General features: G+C 56.5%; 11 protein-coding genes. 6 read left to right on the forward strand and 5 right to left on the reverse strand.

Annotated features, from left to right (window positions below; all coding sequences use genetic code 11):
- Positions 1-45: 45 nt before the first annotated feature.
- The 3 genes from Pla52o_RS24290 (at position 46) to Pla52o_RS24300 (ending at position 7,354) form a co-directional block, all read left to right on the forward strand.
- Positions 46-1,485 (forward strand): DUF1501 domain-containing protein, encoded by a 1,440-nt coding sequence (locus tag Pla52o_RS24290; protein ID WP_146597235.1) that lies wholly within the window; start codon positions 46-48, stop codon positions 1,483-1,485.
- A gap of 91 nt (positions 1,486-1,576) precedes the next feature.
- Positions 1,577-2,848 carry a hypothetical protein gene (locus Pla52o_RS24295; protein WP_146597236.1) on the forward strand — a complete coding sequence of 424 codons (1,272 nt, stop codon included), beginning with the start codon at positions 1,577-1,579 and terminating at the stop codon, positions 2,846-2,848.
- Positions 2,849-3,097: 249 nt separating this feature from the next.
- Positions 3,098-7,354 (forward strand): neutral/alkaline non-lysosomal ceramidase N-terminal domain-containing protein, encoded by a 4,257-nt coding sequence (locus Pla52o_RS24300; protein ID WP_146597237.1) that lies wholly within the window; start codon positions 3,098-3,100, stop codon positions 7,352-7,354.
- Positions 7,355-7,510: 156 nt separating this feature from the next.
- Here Pla52o_RS24300 and Pla52o_RS24305 read toward each other — a convergent pair whose 3' ends face one another.
- Entirely contained in the window at positions 7,511-8,680 is a 1,170-nt protein-coding gene (locus Pla52o_RS24305; protein WP_146597238.1) for a glucuronyl esterase domain-containing protein, read from the reverse strand.
- 347 nt (positions 8,681-9,027) lie between these two features.
- On the opposite strand from Pla52o_RS24305, the gene Pla52o_RS24310 reads away from it, so the two are divergent.
- Both Pla52o_RS24310 and Pla52o_RS24315 read left to right on the forward strand, forming a co-directional pair.
- A complete protein-coding gene (locus tag Pla52o_RS24310; RefSeq protein WP_146597239.1) occupies positions 9,028-10,467 on the forward strand; it encodes a sulfatase family protein in 1,440 nt (479 codons plus the stop codon).
- Between the two features lie 94 nt (positions 10,468-10,561).
- Entirely contained in the window at positions 10,562-11,716 is a 1,155-nt protein-coding gene (locus tag Pla52o_RS24315; protein WP_146597240.1) for a DNA polymerase IV, read from the forward strand.
- Between the two features lie 219 nt (positions 11,717-11,935).
- Here Pla52o_RS24315 and Pla52o_RS24320 read toward each other — a convergent pair whose 3' ends face one another.
- Together Pla52o_RS24320 and Pla52o_RS24325 are read right to left on the reverse strand one after the other, a co-directional pair.
- A complete protein-coding gene (locus Pla52o_RS24320; RefSeq protein ID WP_146597241.1) occupies positions 11,936-12,616 on the reverse strand; it encodes a dioxygenase family protein in 681 nt (226 codons plus the stop codon).
- Between the two features lie 201 nt (positions 12,617-12,817).
- The gene (locus tag Pla52o_RS24325) at positions 12,818-13,717 is read right to left on the reverse strand and encodes a rhomboid family intramembrane serine protease (RefSeq protein WP_146597242.1); all 900 of its coding nucleotides are present in this window, start codon (positions 13,715-13,717) and stop codon (positions 12,818-12,820) included.
- Positions 13,718-14,113: 396 nt separating this feature from the next.
- On the opposite strand from Pla52o_RS24325, the gene Pla52o_RS24330 reads away from it, so the two are divergent.
- On the forward strand, positions 14,114-15,181 hold the full coding sequence (locus Pla52o_RS24330) for a 3-deoxy-7-phosphoheptulonate synthase (RefSeq protein WP_146597243.1): 1,068 nt from the start codon (positions 14,114-14,116) through the stop codon (positions 15,179-15,181).
- A 264-nt stretch (positions 15,182-15,445) separates the two neighbouring features.
- Here Pla52o_RS24330 and Pla52o_RS24335 read toward each other — a convergent pair whose 3' ends face one another.
- Both Pla52o_RS24335 and Pla52o_RS24340 read right to left on the reverse strand, forming a co-directional pair.
- The gene (locus Pla52o_RS24335) at positions 15,446-16,384 is read right to left on the reverse strand and encodes a hypothetical protein (RefSeq protein WP_146597244.1); all 939 of its coding nucleotides are present in this window, start codon (positions 16,382-16,384) and stop codon (positions 15,446-15,448) included.
- Between the two features lie 469 nt (positions 16,385-16,853).
- The gene (locus Pla52o_RS24340) at positions 16,854-18,887 is read right to left on the reverse strand and encodes a right-handed parallel beta-helix repeat-containing protein (protein ID WP_197169478.1); all 2,034 of its coding nucleotides are present in this window, start codon (positions 18,885-18,887) and stop codon (positions 16,854-16,856) included.
- Between the last annotated feature and the right edge of the window lie 14 nt (positions 18,888-18,901).

An 18,901-nucleotide genomic window follows, 5' to 3' on the forward strand; every position in this document is an offset into this window, starting at 1 on the left:
TCCATGCTCGCGCCAACTGAGCGCCACCCCAATGAGACACGAGCGATGAAAAACAACCTCACCGGCGAACGTTCCACCCGACGCCACTTCCTGGCTTCATCAATGATGCGGGGTGGGCCACTCGCATTGGCCTGTATGATGGCGCAACAAGCCGATGCAGAGCCTAAAAAGCCGTTGATGGGAACGGTCGGCTTCGACACCAAACCCAAAACGCCACCGCATGCTCCTCGAGCGACTGCCATGATCTCGATGTTCATGCAGGGTGGTCCTAGCGCGATGGATCTGTTGGATCCCAAACCGCTGCTAAACAAAATGCACCTGCAGAAGTTTCCCGGCAAAATCAAGTACGACAACGCCGCTCAGGCGAGTTCCAAGATTTTTGGTTCACCGTGGAAGTTCAAGAAATATGGCGAACATGGAACCGATGTTTCCGAATTGTTGCCACACTTCTCCACGATCGCCGACGACGCATTAGTGATTCGCTCGATGCATACAGGCGTCAGCAACCACGGCCAATCGATTCACGCGATGAACAACGGTCGTCCGCAAATGGGACGCCCCGCCTTGGGCAGTTGGTTGACGTATGCGCTGGGTAGCGAGAGTCAAAGTTTGCCCGCCTACATTGCCATGACGGACCCACAGGGTTTGCCCGTCGAGGGAGTACTGAATTGGTCCAATGGATGGCTACCATCGCTATATCAAGGAACGGTCATCCGTCCCGTGGAACCGCGAATTTTGAACCTCCAGCCACCGCCACATTTGAATGGCGAGATTCAAACGAACTACCTAAGCATGTTAGCGTCGTTGAACCAGCGACATGCCGAGCGGCGAAGGGGTGAGCACGAGATGCAAGCCCGTATCGCGAACTATGAACTCGCCGAACGGATGCAGTTTGCCGCCGATGAGGCGACCGACTTGAGTCGCGAATCCCAGTCGACTCACGAGATGTACGGCATCAACGAACCGGAGACGAAGGAGTTTGGCGAGCGTTGCTTGATCGCGCGTCGTTTGGTCGAACGCGGCGTCCGCTTCGTGCAACTGTTCACCAAGAACCAGTACTGGGATCATCATGGCGGCATCGTCAAAGGCTTGCCCGCATCATGTCGCAAGGTGGACAAACCCGCGGCGGCATTGGTAAAGGACTTGAAACAGCGTGGGTTACTCGACACCACCGTGGTCCATTGGGGTGGCGAGATGGGACGTTTACCCGTGATTCAAAATGAAGCGAACATCGGCCGCGATCACAACACCGATGGGTTTTCCATGTGGGTCGCCGGAGGCGGATTCCGCGCCGGAATGCACGGTGCAACCGATGAGTTTGGCCATCATGCGATCGAAGACACCGTCAACCATTTTGACTACCATGCTACGTTGTTGCATTTGTTTGGAGTCGATGCCGAACACTTGACGTACGAACAAAACGGACGTGAGCAAACCTTGATCGATGGCCAACCGGCCAAGGTGATCGAAGGGTTGCTGGCGTAACGCTGCACCCTCGGGTGCATACCTCCGTCCCTTGAATCTATTGTTACTTTGAATCCACTTCCACCTCGACCTACCTCCACAGGATACCGACATGTCCCGACCGTCGATCGACCGTCGCCAATTCATCGCCAGCCAAGCCGCCATCGCGTTGGCGGCCTGTGGGGCCAATCCGTTGGCCGCCGCAACGTCTGACCTTGAAATCCCCGTGCGCACGATCACGAAGGGACCAAAGCATCATTGGTTCGGCTATTACGACAAGCATCAATTTGACCCGACCAATCGCTTCGTGCTGGGCATGCAAGTCGATTTTGAGCATCGCTCGCCAACCGCCGACGACACGATCAAGATCGGGATGATCGATCTCGAAGACGGCGACCGTTGGATCGAACTTGGCGAAAGCAAGGCTTGGGGCTGGCAACAAGGTTGCATGTTGCAGTGGTTACCAGGCTCCGATTCCGAAATCATCTGGAACGACCGCATCGGGGACCGGTTTGTAGCACGGATTATGGATGTCCAGACGCGGAAAACGCGAGTCATTCCGCACGCAATCTACAGCGTCAGCCCGAATGGAAAGGAAGCCATCTCCGCCGATTTTCGCCGCATTAACGATGTGCGTCCCGGCTACGGCTACGTGGGGCTGCCCGATCCGTATGCTGATGACTTGGCGCCAATCGATTCAGGGATCGTCCGCATCGACTTGACCACCGGCGACGTCAAAACCATCCTGTCGATCGCTGACGTGGCACGCACGGGGTTCATTCCGAACGAACAATTTGGCATCAAACACTACTTCAATCACCTGTTGTACAATCCCGACGGCTCGCGGTTCATTGTCCTGCACCGTTGGCGTTATCCGAGCGGGTCACGGTTGACGCGAATCGTCACCGCCACTCCCGATGGGGATGATGTTCGCATCGTTTGTAGTAACGGCTACGCGTCCCATTTTATCTGGAAAGACAACACGCACCTCTTGTCTCAATCACGCAAATTTGATGGCAACGACGGTTGGGGGAATTTTCTATTCGAAGATATCGATGGCGGCGGCGATGTCCGAGAGATCGGTCGCGGCGTGCTCGATAGCGGAGGACATATTAGCTACTTGCCGGGCAACGAATGGCTGCTCAACGACACCTATCCCAAAGGCAAGCAGCGGATGCAAACGCCGCACCTGTACCATCTTGCTTCGGGACGACGCATTAATCTCGGCGACTTTCACCTGCCCCCCGTTTACAAGGGTGAATGGCGTGTCGACACGCACCCTCGTCTGTCCCGTGACGGAAAATTGGTTTGCATCGATTCGCCTCACGAGGATCAAGGACGGCAATTGCATTTGATCGATATCAGCGGGCTAATTGACGCGTGAGAAAGGGGGGGGGGGACGGGCCTAATGTTGCAAGGCTCGGCTGTTGCAAGGATCGGCGAAATACACGATCATTGGCTGCCCCTTTCGACGTCTCTTCGTTGAGGGGCGATGTGCGATCTGCACTTGATCCCCTACCGGCACGTCTGGCTCCGCTAACTTCACGGTTGGCGATTTGCGATTTTGCCTGCTGACGCTCAAAGCCGTAACTCCCCCACGCCCATTAGGAATGCCCTCTTGACTACGCAGCTGATGAAATCTCGTTCTCACTACCCTGTGGCGTGTTGGAGCGTGTTCACCGTATTGACCCTGAGCTTGCTAGCCGGGCCATCTCGCGCCCAGGACGCGCCGGCCCCTGCGAGCGGAGCGTCAGCAGATCAATTGCGATTTCAAGTCGGCATGGCTCGCGTTGACATCACTCCGGACTATCCGATCCTGATGAACGGATTCTTGATGCGTCAACAGGCATCGATGGGCGTACGGCAGCCGATTTGGGCCAAAGCGATGGCCATCGAAAGTGACGACAAAAGTCCGTTATTGTTGATCACCGTCGACACGCTGGGCATTCCGGCTGAAATCCACGCCGAGGTATGCAAGCGATTGAAACCGCTCGGGGTCGATCCCGAACGCGTCGCGATCACGGCCACGCACACGCACACCGCTCCAATTATCAACGGTTGCGCTCCGAACATTTTGGGCCGAGACTTCACTGCACAAGAACAGAAAGTAATTGACCAGTACACGCGTGAGTTCACGGACAATCTGACGCAGGCTGCGAAATCCGCTCTGGCGAACCGTCGCGCCGCCACGCTGCAGTGGTCCGTTGGAAAGGTCGGCTTTGCGATGAACCGGCGAGACCCCAATGGACCGGTCGATCATGACTTGCCCGTCTTGGCGATCCGAGACGAAGCGGGCGACCTGATCGGCATCTATTCAAGCTACGCATGTCACTGCGTCACCTTGGCCGAGCGGATGATCGGCGGTGATTGGGCTGGCTATGCCCAATCGCAAATCGAAGCCTCCAATCCTGGCTGCATTGCCATGTTTTCCGTCGGCTGTGGCGGGGATCAGAATCCAAACGCCCATGTTGCCAGCGATCGTTTCGACGTTGCAAACAGCCAAGGGGGCTTGATTGCCGCAGAGGTATCTCGGTTGCTAGAAAACCCGATGACGGCAGTCCAGAACAACGTCCACGTGGGGAACACAGAACTCGAATTGCCACTCCAGGAGTTGCCCAGCCAAGCTGAATTTGCGGAACGCGCCAAGTTGGATACACCTCAAGGTTATCACGCGCGAAAACAATTGGAAAAAATCAGCAATGGCGAATCGCTACGAACATCCATTCGCTATCCGATTCAGGTTTGGTCGTTCGGCGATTCGCTGAGCATGGTGTTCTTGGCGGGCGAAGTCACCGTCGAGTATGGGCTGGAACTGAAAATGCAGCTAGCCGACCAAGGCTTGTGGGTCAATGCCTACTCCAATGCGTGCCCTTGCTATATTCCTAGCGAAAAACTACTCGAGCGTGGCGGTTACGAGGGGAGTGACTCGATGACCTACTACGACCAACCCACGAAGCTTCGTCCCGGTTTACAAAAAACAATCCTCACCACAACGCTCGAACTGTGCCGTTCGCTGGTGGCTGGGGCGGACAAACCTGCGGTGCCTGCGAACGCCGCAGCCGGCAAATCGCCACAAGCTTCGCTCGCTTTGCTTGAGTTTGCCAGCGATGATTTGAGTGCCACTCTCGTCGCCGCCGAGCCGCTGATCGCTTCCCCCGTCGCGGTTGACTTTGCTCCCGACGGTAAAGTGTATGTCGCCGAAATGTATGACTATCCCACCGGCATCGACGGCAATTACCAACCGGGTGGACGCGTTCGCTTGCTCTCATCGAGTCGCGATGACGGCAACTTGGACCAATCCGAAGTGTTTCTCGACGGCATTCCCTTTCCCACCGGCGTGACCGTATGGAGAAAGGGAGTTCTGGTTTGTGCCGCGCCTGACATTCTGTACGCCGAGGACCAAGACAACGATGGTCGAGCGGATGTGGTCACAAAGTTGTATAGCGGATTTGGCACCGATAATTTCCAAGCCCGCGTCAACAGTTTGGAATATGGACTCGATGGCTGGGTCTACGGATCCTGTGGGCTGTTCGGTGGTACGATCACATCGGGTCTAACCGGGAAAACGTTCGAATTAGGGCACAATGACTTCCGCATCCGACCCGATACTGGAGAGATTGAACACGCGATCGGACGCACGCAACAGGGCCGCGTCCGTGACGATTTCGGCAACTGGTTTGGATGCGACAATACAAAAATTGGGTTTCATTATCCGCTCGAAGCCCACTACCTACGCCGGAACCCAGTGGCGCCTCCAGCGCCACCGTTGTCGCATGTTGCAGCGACACCGCAGGATGCAACCTTGATTCCGGCGAGTGATAATTTGCAACTGTTCAAACTGTCCGGGCAAGGCGGCAAAGCCACCGCTGCGTGTGGTATTGGCGTTTATCGCGATCGTTATTTGGGAGCCGACTACGCAGGAGGACTGTATACCTGCGAGCCGGTTAATCTGCTGGTCCACCACTTTAAACTTCAAGCAAAGAATTCGACGTTCCAGGGTTCGGTCATTGACTCCGAGCGAAAACACGCGTTCTTATCGTCCACCGATCCTTGGTTTCGCCCCGTCCAAGTTCGCACCGCACCGGATGGCTCGCTATGGGTCGTCGATATGTACCGCGAAGTGATCGAGCATCCAAAATGGATTCCTCAAGAGTCGCTCGAGACCGTGAACGTTCGTGGCGGAGCCGATCGAGGACGCATCTACCGCGTCATCCGCAGTGGGGAGTCGCTTCCGACCTGGCCGCGACTCGATAAAGCCACCCCCGATGAATTGGTTGCCACGCTCCAGTCACCGAACGGTTGGCAGCGTGATATGGCAATGCAATTGTTGCAGTGGAACCACGTCGTCGAAGCGGAGCCTGCGTTACGAAACCTCGCCCGCCAATCCGAGTCGCCTGCGACGCGTGTCGCAGCGTTATCGATGCTTCAGAACTTTGGAAAGCTACGTCTGGAAGATGCGGCCCACGCAATGCAGGATAAAAACGCGGAGGTTCGGCGCCACGCCGCGCGCATCAGCGAGGCGTTTGCAAGCGAATCCGACAATCGGACCGACAAAGCACTCGAACTGCTATCCGCCTTGGCTGCGGACTCCGACGCCCACGTTCGGTTACAGGTAGCGTGCTCGCTGGGACAGTGGAAAAACAAATCGACCGGGCAAGTGTTGGCGGAGGTGTTGCTCAACAACCCTGCGGATCCGTTCCTACAAGCGGCCGTTTTAAGCAGTCTTCATGACGGGAACGTGGATACCTTTAGCGAGCATTTGCTCAAACGTATCGATCAATCGGCTCCCCATGCACCGCGGGTCTTCCCTGTCCTCTTCGCGATGGGGCACGACGCGTTAAAGGCTCAACTAGCCGTCGCGGTTTGCAACACGAAAGCGGAGCGTTTGGCATTATGGCAATGGAAGGTCATGCCTACCGTGTTGACGCAGCTGAAACAGAATGAAGGATTCCGCAAGGCATTCAAACAACAACAGGGCGACATTTTGATCGAGCGTTGCTCGCAATTGGCTCCTGAAATCATTGTCGACGAAGACGAATCAGCGGCGTTGCGAATCGCCGCCCTGCAAACGCTTTCCGGCTTTGAAGGGGGGACGGAGGCGGCACAACAGGTAGCCGCCGAGGTACTCAACACGCGTAACCCGAGCGAAATCCAGTTGGCGGCCGTGGCCGCGCTTTCCCAGAGCAACTCTGCGGATTCAGCTCGTTTGATGATCGACAAATGGGACCAAGTCTCACCGTCCGTGCGAGCCTCCATTCTAAACGCCTTGGCATCGCGGGTATCGTTTATCGCCGTGCTGCTCGATGCGATCGATCAATCCAAAATTCGTGCATCGGAGCTGGATACCGCCTCGCGACAGCGCATTCTAGCGACAACCGATGCCGATTTAAAAGCGAAAGCCGAGCGGGTTTTCTCGGGCGCGGTGAACGCGGACCGCGCTGCCGTGATTGCCGAATACGCGGACATTTCCAACCTTAAAACCGATCTCACGCGAGGCGCGGAACTGTTTTCAAAGCATTGTGCAACCTGCCATCGATTGAAGGGGCTGGGCAACGCGGTCGGTCCCGACCTAGAAGCCTTGGCAAGTAAGTCGGTTGACTTCTTCCTGCAAGAGATTCTTGATCCGAGCCGGAACATGGACAGCCGTTATGCGACCTACGTTGCGCTTACCGACAGTGGTCGGATCGTAACAGGGTTGTTGGCAGCAGAATCAGGGGCCGCGATCACGTTGCGACTGCAAGATGCTAAAGAAGAAACCTTGCAGCGATCCGAACTCGAAGATTTTCGCTCCAATCAAGCGAGTTTGATGCCCGAGGGCTTTGAAAAGAGTTTAAATCACCAGCAGATGGCCGATTTGATTCATTTCATTCGCTCCGCTCCGGAGCGTTGAGATCCGGAGCTCCCGCACCAGAGCTCATGCACCGGAGCTCATGCAATGGGCATTGCTAGAGCGTTTTTATTTTCGTGTGGCTACCGCCGCCAGCCGGTGGACCACGTTCTTGCGAACGCAGCTACGGTTTAAATCCCACGTTATTTATCAAAATGCCTAGGGATGCTGCGGCTTAGCATCAACTGTGTCGGGTGACTCGGACTCGGGGGTCACAAGTCGCGTCCGTGTCGCTTCGGCAGGTTTTAAATGAGAGTCCATCCATCCATACATCAGTTGCCGTGACTCATGGGCCACCGAGTGCCCTCGTCCATGCACATAGAACGCAAAGTTTTCGGCAGCTCCTTCGATTTCGTACACGTCCATGATTTTCATGAGCATCAGTAAACGTTGTTTTTGTGTGGGAGGATGACCATCGTTCAGTCCGGAGAGATCCATGAACGCGCGGGGGGCGATCAGTGCAATGATTTCGTGAAAATCAATCGGCGGCATCTCGCCCTTGAGTAACCCTTCACGAATTGGTTTGAAATAGATATACCAATGGTCCCGCGACCAGCCTGCGACGTTTGGATTGTGGCGAAAGAAGCTGGCGCCGCAGTTGCACGCCGAAGCTTTAATACGGTCGTCATAGGCCGCGAGAAAGAATGCGCCATGTCCCCCTAACGAATGGCCAAGAACTCCGATCCGATCCCCATCGACCTGATCTAAACTCTGCAAAACGTCGATCGCGATTGAATGTTCATAAGTGAACTTACCCACCGCCGTCCACTCGGGATGCTTCTTGTAGAACTCCGCAGTATCGTAAGCACCGGCCTTGGGAATCCGGTGCCCCGAGACAAAGTGCTCTGGTGCAATGACGACATAACCGCGTCTGCAAAGGTGGTCCAAGTACGCCTTGTCTGGATTCTCGACAAGTCCTGCGGCTCTTTTTTTTCCCTGAGCATACGTTCCATGCAACGCGACAATCGCCGGTGCCTTTTCGGTCAAAGCCAAAGGAGTGCCCAAATAAGCATAGGCTCGTTCATCCGACTCAACGGCATAGCTAATCAATTGCCGCCGATACTGGCCATCAACGATGACCGACTCATGAACGACGAGCTCCATTGCCGGTTTTTCAGGTTTATGCTGGTCGCATAACAGATCAAGATAACGTTGTTTCAGCACCGCTCGCCGCTTGTGCCAATCGTCTTTCGACTCAATGCCATCGGTCAAATCGTCCCATGAAGAGCGGATTTCCGGAACGTCAAACCGGGGAACCGCGTTCGGCTCCTCGGCGCGAAGGCTAAACGGGATTAGAAGCAATGTCAAAGCGAGCGAAGCAGGTTTCATCGTGACGGGACTTTCAGCAAATTGGATATGGAATGGGTCTGATTTTGCATGTTGGCACCATGCGAAAGTTGCCGCGACGCAATGACGTTTCCCAGCGAAAGATTATACGAGCTCACGGGTTGGGCTGCTCGACGGGTGCAGCGAGTGTTCTGTATCGGCTTCTATTTCTCGCCCCTACGGTCGGGGAACCGGTGAAACCCGAAGCAGCATTCGCCCCGCACGCCACAACCAGTGGACAAAACGCCTTGATTGAGTTGGCGGCCTCGGGGGGGCGCAGCTAAGATGGCACCCCACGACTACGCGTCCTGTTACTCTGTCCTTCTCAGCGCACGGTTGATTGGCGTCCTATGAAAGCCTCTGTTCGATATCTCTTGACTTTTCTTGTTGCCGCGTGGGCCGTGTCCACGGCGATCGCATCCGCTGCGGACGTAGAAACGCGACCGAACTTCATCCTCATTTTCACGGATGACCAAGGCTACAACGACCTTGGATGTTTTGGATCCAAGACGATCAAAACGCCTCATATCGACCGTTTAGCAGCCGAGGGGCGAACACTTCGCAGCTTCTATTCCGCCTCGCCGGTCTGTTCCCCCTCGCGTGCCGCGTTGTTGACCGGCAGCTACCCGAAACGCGTCGGGATGCACCAACACGTTCTTTTTCCGCAAAGCGACTACGGGCTGCATGCGAACGAATACACCATTGCCGACCATTTAAAGTCGCAGGGCTACGCGACCGCGTGCGTGGGCAAATGGCATTTGGGGCACCATCCCGAGACGTTGCCCAGGGCCCAGGGGTTTGATTCCTATTTTGGCATTCCCTATTCCAACGACATGAACCATCCCGACAACAAGCGAAAACGTCGGATGGCGTCGGACGCATTATGGACCGACCAAGCCACCAGTGTAACGTACTGGAACACCCCGTTATTTCAAAACGAAGAACTGGTCGAGGTGCCGGTCGACCAACGCACGATCACGCGGCGTTACACCGATACCGCAATCGATTTCATTACACTCAACCAGGACCAGCCGTTCTTCTTGTACCTGCCTCATTCGATGCCGCACATTCCGCTCTACGTTCCCGATGACGTCTACGATCCCAATCCGCAAAATGCCTACAAGTGCGTGATTGAGCATATCGATGCCGAAGTGGGACGTATCGCCAATACCGTTCGCAAACTTGGGTTGTCGGAAAAAACCTATATCATCTACACGAGTGACAATGGACCTTGGTTGCAGTTCAAAAATCATGGCGGTAGCGCCGATCCGTTACGCAGCGGCAAAGGGACGACGTTCGAAGGGGGGCAACGAGTGCCATGTGTCATCTGGGGTCCCGGACGCATCCCCGCGGGGACGACGACCCACGCGATGACGTCGACGATCGATTTGTTGCCCACGATCGCTGCGTTAGCGGGATCTCCGTTACCCGCCGGGGGTAACAAAATCGACGGCATCGACATGACGTCCACCTTCACAACCGACGCTTCGCCGCGAGACGAGTTCGTTTACTATTCATCCTACGGTGTGCTCGAAGGCATTCGCAGCGGCGATTGGAAGTACCTTGAGCAGGTACCGCGCAAAGGCAAAAATACGAAGCTCCCAGCGGCCGAGGCGGAAGTGTTTTTGTTCCACCTTGGCGATGACATCGGTGAACAAAACAATTTGTTGGACGAAGAACCCGAGCTGGCTGCAAAGCTAAAGGCCCGCATGATTGAGATTGACCGCGAGATCACCGCGAACGCGCGTCCGGTTTGGCGGAAACCAACCGCCGATGCGTCGAAGCAGTGAGCGGCGGGGGGGAGTTATTTGCTCCGCGCTGACGACGATTGGCTCAACCGCTAACCCATTCCCCTGCGTTCCCATGCCTGTGTAGACTCCCGCCATGATTCTGCACATTGACATGGATGCGTTTTATGCATCCATCGAACAGCGTGACAACGCTTCGTTAAGAGACAAGGCGGTCGTCGTCGGCGGCAGTGCTTCGGGACGAGGTGTCGTCGCTGCGGCAAGCTACGAAGCGCGTCGCTTTGGTATCTACAGCGCCATGCCAATGAAAACCGCGTTAGCGCGTTGCGCGAATCTGGTGGTGGTACCGACGCGGATGGAGATCTATGCCGGGGTCTCGAAGCAAATCCGAGAAATCTTTCATCGCTTTACGCCGCTGGTCGAACCGCTCGCCTTGGATGAAGCCTTTCTCGATGTGACCGGCAGCGAGGCGTTATTCGGCAGCTCGGCAGAAATTGGTCGCCGGATCCAGCGAACGATTGCGCACGAGCTGGGTTTGGACGCCTCGGTGGGGGTCGCGCCCAATAAATTTCTCGCAAAAGTCGCCAGCGCTCATGTAAAGCCGCGGGGCTTTACGATCGTCGAACCGGCAAACGTGCATACATTCCTTGATCCGCTCTCAGTGGCCAAAATTTGGGGCGTCGGTAAACGCGCCGAAGCGCGATTGGGACAACTTGGCATCCACCGCGTTGAGGATCTCCGCCACGCCGATCTCGACAAGCTGAAGCAAGCCATTGGCGACGCTTCGGCAACTCATCTGTACGCGTTGGCCTGGGGACGTGATGATCGCGCCGTCATACCAGACCGCGAAGCAAAGTCGATTTCCCACGAAACGACCTTTCACACGGATGTGACCGACGAGGAAGTCCTGAGGGCAATTTTATTGCGATTGACCGAGCAGGTCGGACGCCGGTTGCGACGCCATGATCGCTATTGCAGCACGGTGACGTTGAAATTGCGGTTCAGCGATTTTCAAACCTTCGCCCGTTCGGCAACCCTGGACTCGGCCACCCAATCGACCCAAGTCTTGTGGGAAACGACACGCGACACACTCCTCCGTCGGATCCCAATCACGCAACCGGTTCGGCTGGTCGGTATCGGGGTCAGTTCGCTGGCCAATTCACGCACGCGGCAATTGGGATTGTTTGACGACACGAGCACTCGAGATGCTCAAGTAGACCAGACCACGGACTCGATTCTCCAACGGTTTGGCAAAAACGCCATCCGGCGCGGGACGACACATCAATCGTGACACGTCGAAGCCGAGGTCGGCTTAGAGCATTTTAAATTTTGATGCAGCCACCCTGGCAAGACGGTGGACCACGTTCTTGCGAACGCAGCTACGGTATAAATCCCACGTCTTTTTTCACAACCCGACGCGTACGCGAGTGAAGATCACGGTTAACTCGGTCCCTCGCTAACGCGTCGGGTTATGATCTCCTTCGGAAGGGAAGGCACGCAACGTTGAAGCCTACGCTTCTGGGGTCCGGCCCACGACGATGTCGAACGTCGCGGCCAACTCACCGATTTTCGAGTCCGCCAACGGAGCGAAGTCCACGATCACCGACTCGCGTGCGGCAACGTCCTTGATGCTTCGTAGCACGCCGTCGCGCTCATTCAGAGGATTGCCTTTGACGTAACACTGAGTCGTAAAGGGCGCACTCGATTTCTGTTTGACGGCAAAGTGAATGTGGGGAGTCCGTCCCGGGTAGGGCACCGGTTTGATCGTACGGAAGTAATACTCGCCGGAGCTACCGGTCAAAAAACGACCAAAGCCTTGAAAATTCGCATCCCGTCCGCCGCCGGCGTCTCCTCGCGAATGCAGGTATGCCCCTTGATTGTCGACCTGCCAAATCTCGACGACGGCATTGCGTATCGGGTTTCCGTTGAGATCCAAAATGCGGCCACTCAAGTGAGTGATCTCGCCCACTGACGCCGTAATACGATCATTAATAATCAGCAAGTCATTGTCGGTATCCAACGGCAATCGATCGGGATAAAACGGGCCCGCAGTTTGAGCAGGCGTGCGGACCAATTCCTCGGCAAATACGCCCGGGGTACTCATTAATCCGTGTGTACTCACCGCGGCAGCCATAAAGGAGGACCGGGCCAGGAAATGCCGCCGATGTAGCAGTCGGTGTGGCTTCATCATCGATTTACCGTTAGAGAAGGGGCCTATCATGCGGCCCAGTAAAGAAGCTTGCGTGCGAGCGTGACCCCACACTAGCAGCATCTTTGCGATTGTAGCGAAATCGTGGAGCCGAAGCGTGGGAAATTTGTGCCGCAGGCGATTGCTTGGCCAAGGGATCAATGGATTGACCGCTCCTTGGCAATTCGCCTCCTTGTGGACGGTTTAGCCCGCTACGGCAAGCGCGATCGTCCAAGCCGAGACGACCAGCAGAACCGCGGCCAGTCCGGCAACGATTTGGACATCCATGCGAGCCAACCAGCGATGGGGCAAGCCACTTCCCGACCAACCAATCACCAGCCCGGCGAGAAATCCGGTCACGTGGGCCAACACGTCGGTGTTCTCGCCTCCCACGCCGGTGAACGCAAATAACAAAACGCCAGCGACCAGGGGGCTCCAACGCCGAATCGGTTTTTCCTGAGTCAAAGCCCAGCGACAAAGTGCGTGCGCAACGATCATGCCGAGCGCACCAAACACCGCAGTAGAGGCTCCGATCGAGGTGTGTGTCCCCGCTTGTGCCCAGGCGTTCATCCAATTTCCCAACGCGCCGGCAATGACAATGCCCAACCAAGCCACGCCCCCTCCAAGGATGCGTCCGGCGAGCAAGCCAAAGACCGTACCAAATAACAAATTCCCCAGAATGTGACCGAGGTCTAAGTGGAGCGTTAACGCGGTTACGACCCGCCACCCTTCGCCCGCCATCACCTTGCCGGCTTGCATTCGCCCGGCCTGATCCCAGGCATAGCCAAACGCTGATTCAGCCGCCAGGATGGCGACGAGAATTAACGTCGCCGCATAAGCCCAACACGCAACTGCGGCCCCGCCATGGACCGGAAATGGAGTGAGTTCGCGGGTCGGAGAAGCGACATTTTCGGCACGATAGGCAGCGAGTTCGGCCGTCGCGACAGGATAAACGTCGTGTTCCACGAGCAAAGTCCAAACGCCGTCGTGGAAGTTCGCGTCTGCGGCGATCCCTGCGGCATGCAGCACCAATCGAGCCTCGAAGCACTCGCTACGCTGCTTCGTCGTCAATACGGTTTGCTGGCTCGTCGACGGTGGGTCCATGATGGGTATCTTCGGCCGCACCGGCTGCTTTGGCAATCCACCTGTGTCCGCTCAACCGTTAACTCGGTTCACCGGACTGTTAATCCTCTGCGTGCCACGATCGCGCCGCATCACGACCGAGTCACCCCAGCCTCTCTCGCCCCAGCCTCTCTCACCCCAGCGTCTCTCCACCCTTGCCCCCCGTTTGGATTCGCGTCAGCGGGTGAACGGACCGAGCGGCACTCTCCACAGGGGCGCAATACTCCCCGCAGGGGCGCAATCGTCATCACTCCTACAATGGCGAGCAAACATTCCCTCCGACCGAGGGGACATTTGTAGATCCCCGGTTGTTTTTTTTCGTCCCTCGAACGATAGTCAATACTTACGAATTGACACTGATTCCAACCAGATACCACGATGATCGAGAAAACCCAAACGCCAGCGACTGATGATCTGCGAATTCGCGCGATGAAGTCGCTGATGCCTCCGCGAGATCTAATGGCCGAGATCCCCGTGGAACCGCACGTCGGGGAAACCGTTGCCAACGCGCGCGGTGGAATCCAACGCGTGCTTCGCGAGGAAGATGACCGCATGGTCGTCGTCGTCGGCCCCTGCTCGATCCATGATCCCGAAGCTGCGATTGAGTATGCGGAACTGCTCGCTGCGGAGCAACAAAAGCATCAAGATCAGTTGCTGATTGTGATGCGTGTTTACTTCGAAAAGCCGCGCACCACGGTCGGCTGGAAAGGCTTGATCAACGATCCAGGGCTCGACAACAGCTTTGAAATCAATCGCGGGCTACGTATCGCACGCGGTTTGCTTCGTGATATCAATGCCATGGGGCTGCCAACGGGAACCGAATTTTTAGATTTGATCAGCCCGCAATACGTCGCCGATCTCGTCGGTTGGGGCGCCATCGGTGCACGCACGACCGAAAGCCAAGGTCACCGCGAACTCGCATCGGGGCTGTCGTGCCCGGTAGGGTTCAAAAACGGCACCGGTGGGAATGTCCAAATTGCCGTCGATGCAATCTGCTCGGCTCAGCGCCCCCACCACTTCTTGTCGGTGACCAAAGAGGGGACTTCGGCGATCTTTGCCACCACGGGCAACACCGATTGTCACTTGATCATGCGTGGCGGGACGCACACCAACTACGACGCCGCCAGCATCGATGCCGCCTCAGATCTGCTGGTCAAAGCCGATTTGAAGCCACGAATCATGATCGACACCAGCCATGCTAACAGCCGCAAAAAACACACGCGTCAACGCTATGTATGTCGCGACATTTGCAGCCAGGTGAGCGACGGTGATCGCCGTATCATGGGCGTGATGGTCGAGAGCAATCTAGTCGAAGGCAACCAGAGCTTGAGCGCCCCCAACCTCGTCCGCGGCAAGAGCATCACGGACGCTTGCATCGGTTGGGAAGAAACCGTTGCGATCTTGCAAGACCTCAACGACGCGGTCGTGGCACGGCGAAACACCTAAGTCGACATGATCGGTGATCCGGCGAACGGATCACCAGGGCCACCAGTGAACGAAGGCTTCAGGCATCGTTGCCATTGCAACGAGCCTTGTGAAAACGGAATACAAAGCCGTCCATCGTGTTTAAAACACGTAGTTCCGCAGCACTGGCGTGGATTGTTTCAAAGTCCTGCATCGCCAAACCACGCAGGCTAACGCTGGAGTAATCGAGTTCTTCTCGCTCCAGTGGCTCTGATCATGGTGGCGAGCTGGTTAGATGCCCGAACGCTATTGCAAGGTCGCAGGTGGCGGCGAATTGCCCAGAGGGGCAGAGCCGTTGCCTTGGGGTGCGGGCGCGAAGCCTTGGGGTGCCGGAGCTTGCTCGATGCCACCTCCGGGTGGGGGCGCTTGCTCGGTTGCGCTGACGCCAACATCGTTCATCAAATGATGCAGCGTCGCTTCGATTCGCTCCGCCTTGGCGACAATTCCCAAGTTGCCAATCTGACGATGTTGGTGACGTGACCAACCACGGATGTCATCTTCGATGTGATGGAACAACCGGTCCATTCCACTTAGACGCGATCGAACGGCATCATGGTCGTGATTGTGATCCGCGGCATGGATATACTTGGCGACGCCGAGCAACTGATAACCTTCGGCGTAGGTCTCCGCGAAGCCGACGTTGTGAGAATAGTTGTAGTGAAAATCGAGTAACAACTCGTTAATCAGAAACTCCAATTCGCCCGCCAGATCGTGGTACTGCGTAAATCCGCCATACGCCATCACCGTTGGACGCGCGACGACGTGCGAGTTCGATGATTGAGGCAGATAGTAGTATTTGTTTCCTTGGACGTAGTATTGGCCACGGCCCCCGATCGACCTAGGCACAACGTAGGAGCGGTTTGAGTGGATCACATCATGATGCTCGCGTCCGACAATGTGCCCATGGCTGTCGCGAATCACATGATCGTGGTGGTCAATGTGCGAACCGCTGCCGCTACGAGTCCGATTCCTAGACGATCCGCCGCGGATAACGTCGTGGTGCTCCACACCGACACGATGCCCATGCGAGTCGCGAATGACGTGATCATGGTGATCAATGTGCGGCTGTGAGACGCCGCGGGTGCCGAGATTGATTCCGCCATTGCCAATACGGATTTGAAACTGTGCCGATGCTTGGTCCGCGAACGCAAGCATGCTGAGGGCAATCATCAATCGTAAAATCATCAGGGCTGTCCATCCTACGGGGAAATTCATTTTTCCGCCGGCAACGAAATGGGGCACCGATACGGAAGCGATTAAAGCCAACTCTAACCGCTAGGATAACACACGCCGCATTCCGGCGGCCCTAATAGTCGAGAATCAATCACGAATGCCGAGTCGGTCACCCTAACCCCGATAGATTGAATATTCGGTTGAGCTCAACGTCGGTACTCAAGCCGGAATACAAACGATGGACACCGGTTCACACAAGATCAAGGCAATACAACGAAGGCACTTTGAGCGGGTCGGACGGTTGGTCTCCAACTCGATCGGGTGACCGAATTGACGCAAACCACGACCACCACGCCGATGTCTGCCCGAGAGCATTTTTATCTTAGACGTAGCTACGTCGCCAAGCCGTGCACCACGTTCTAGCGAACGCAGCGACGGCTTGAATCCCCGATCATGTGTCAAATGGCCCTCGCGGAACAGATTATTTTGGCTTCAGCAACGTCTCCGGCGTGTATGACAGCACGTTCGGCACGCCACGCAGGTCGATGTAATGGTCCTCGAACGCACCGTCGGTGGGCCTGCCAATCCGAATTCGCCAGACTTCGTCCTTGCCGGCCGTGCGTGGTTTGCCTTCGTACACTTGCGGGACGTCGATGTTCTCTTTTGCCCATACTTCGGCACCCGATGGATCGAAAACGGCGGCGTTGACACGTTCGGTACCCGCACCATAGATCTTGACACCGAACTCTGACACGCTGCCCGGCACCCAAAAATAGAAGTTGCCGGTGGTTCGGATGAAGGCAATCGGGCGGTCGTTGCCGATGAGGCACAATCGGTGTGTCGGCGAATCCACGTGAACGCTGTTGCCGCCCGGATCGCAGACCAACTTGAATGTGCCGGTCGACGGTGCGGTGAAGCTGCACTGCGTATCCTGCCGGAATGGTGCAATTAGTGTCGAGACGCGTTTACCGGATTCATCGAGTACCGGGATCTTCATATCACTGCCGGCGTAGCTACCGACCTTCACGTACCGCACGTTAAGTTGAACTTCATCGCCTTGGTTGGCATAGACCAAGTACTCGCCGTGCTTGCGTTGACGCGTTAGCCGCGGTTTGGCCGACGGCAGCTCCGCATCGGGAAACGCTGGGACAAAGGAAACCCCGTTCAGATCGTAGCGGGGGATCCGTTTCATGGTGCGTGTCGGCATCAGTTCGTCGAGCAGTTTCTCAGTGATCGGGACCGCTCGCTGTTGGCCATTACGGACCACATTGAGTGTGCCCGTGACGTCGAGGACTTTCAATTCACCCGCGTAATCCGTAAACGACATCAGCGGCCGGTCCACCGGTTCCACCAACTTACAATCTACGAATTCGACGCCTCCTAGATCCTGGGTGCTGTCCGCGGCAGCAGCGAACAAGATCGGTGTGGCACGCTTCGGCTCGTCGCTCGCATCCGCTAGTACACAGTTTTCAAACCGCACGCGGCAGCTGTTCACGGGCATGTCTCGCACGCTGATGCCAGCCCTGCCGGAATCCTCAAAGCGGCAATTGATGAATTCAACCAACCCCTCAGGCGCCCCTTGGGGGCCGCCGTTCGCCGTGGTGATGGACGCGGAGACGGCATTGTTGCCGCGTGAGACACAGTTCTCGATGCGCACGGAGATGGGCGTGGAGGTGGCGTCAAGCGGGCGCAGATAGAGCACGTACGCGCCGCCTGCGTTGTTCTCGGCGACGCAGTTTCGCATCACGCAGTTCACGACCTTCTCGCCGGGATGGTTAGGTTCGAAGTCGATTCCGGCCTGCGGCGCTGTGCCGGACGTGTTCTTGAGCACCGTGTCCTCGATCAACAAGTTCTCCGCGCTGATCACACTGATTCCCTGACGGTTGTTGCCGTCACAAATGACGTCCTTGATATGCACGTCGGTGTTAGTGACACCACGCTTGGCCACCCCGAGATAGATACCGTCGCCACCGCTATCGGCCAGCGTGAGCCCGTGGATTTTCACGTTGCTGCAACTGAGCAGACTCACGCAGTGCCGCCACTCGGAATTGGTGTACGCATCGGAGTGGTAGTCGGCCTTCCACATCCGCAAGGTTGCACCGTCACCATTGAGCGTGACATTCTGTTTTAACCTTGCGGTGAACAGATTATCGTTCCTGCCTTTGAACGCGCCGCGTTTGGCGAGCACGACACAGTCTTTCTCGAAGTAAAGTTCCTGGTTGCTCGCGAGTTGGATCTTGTCGACGATCCATGGCTTACCCATGTTCTGGACGATGACTTTGTCGGCGCCCGAATCGATCGCGGATTGAAGTGCTTGGGTCGACTCCGTCTCGTCGAAGCCCCACCACGACGCCTTAACAACGCTGGGCTTCACCGCCAGCGCGGCTTGAATCGCTTCGTCGTTCGTCTGGGCAAACCCGGTTGTCACGCTGAGCATCAGGACAATGGCCAGGGCGGCACATCGTTTTGCCACGGTGCGACACGAGGTCCGATATCGTTTGTCGTGGTCGGTCATCGGGGAAATCTTCA

Origin of the sequence: Novipirellula galeiformis (genome assembly GCF_007860095.1) — a bacterium.
Classification (GTDB): Bacteria; Planctomycetota; Planctomycetia; order Pirellulales; family Pirellulaceae; genus Novipirellula; species Novipirellula galeiformis.

Bases quoted from the DNA above. Each gene is read 5' to 3' on its own strand.
- Pla52o_RS24290 (WP_146597235.1), top strand. From the start codon at position 46: ATGAAAAACAACCTCACCGGCGAACGTTCCACCCGACGCCACTTCCTG.
- Pla52o_RS24295 (WP_146597236.1), top strand. From the start codon at position 1,577: ATGTCCCGACCGTCGATCGACCGTCGCCAATTCATCGCCAGCCAAGCC.
- Pla52o_RS24300 (WP_146597237.1), top strand. From the start codon at position 3,098: ATGAAATCTCGTTCTCACTACCCTGTGGCGTGTTGGAGCGTGTTCACC.
- Pla52o_RS24305 (WP_146597238.1), bottom strand. From the start codon at position 8,680: ATGAAACCTGCTTCGCTCGCTTTGACATTGCTTCTAATCCCGTTTAGC.
- Pla52o_RS24310 (WP_146597239.1), top strand. From the start codon at position 9,028: ATGAAAGCCTCTGTTCGATATCTCTTGACTTTTCTTGTTGCCGCGTGG.
- Pla52o_RS24315 (WP_146597240.1), top strand. From the start codon at position 10,562: ATGATTCTGCACATTGACATGGATGCGTTTTATGCATCCATCGAACAG.
- Pla52o_RS24320 (WP_146597241.1), bottom strand. From the start codon at position 12,616: ATGATGAAGCCACACCGACTGCTACATCGGCGGCATTTCCTGGCCCGG.
- Pla52o_RS24325 (WP_146597242.1), bottom strand. From the start codon at position 13,717: ATGGACCCACCGTCGACGAGCCAGCAAACCGTATTGACGACGAAGCAG.
- Pla52o_RS24330 (WP_146597243.1), top strand. From the start codon at position 14,114: ATGATCGAGAAAACCCAAACGCCAGCGACTGATGATCTGCGAATTCGC.
- Pla52o_RS24335 (WP_146597244.1), bottom strand. From the start codon at position 16,384: ATGATTTTACGATTGATGATTGCCCTCAGCATGCTTGCGTTCGCGGAC.
- Pla52o_RS24340 (WP_197169478.1), bottom strand. From the start codon at position 18,887: ATGACCGACCACGACAAACGATATCGGACCTCGTGTCGCACCGTGGCA.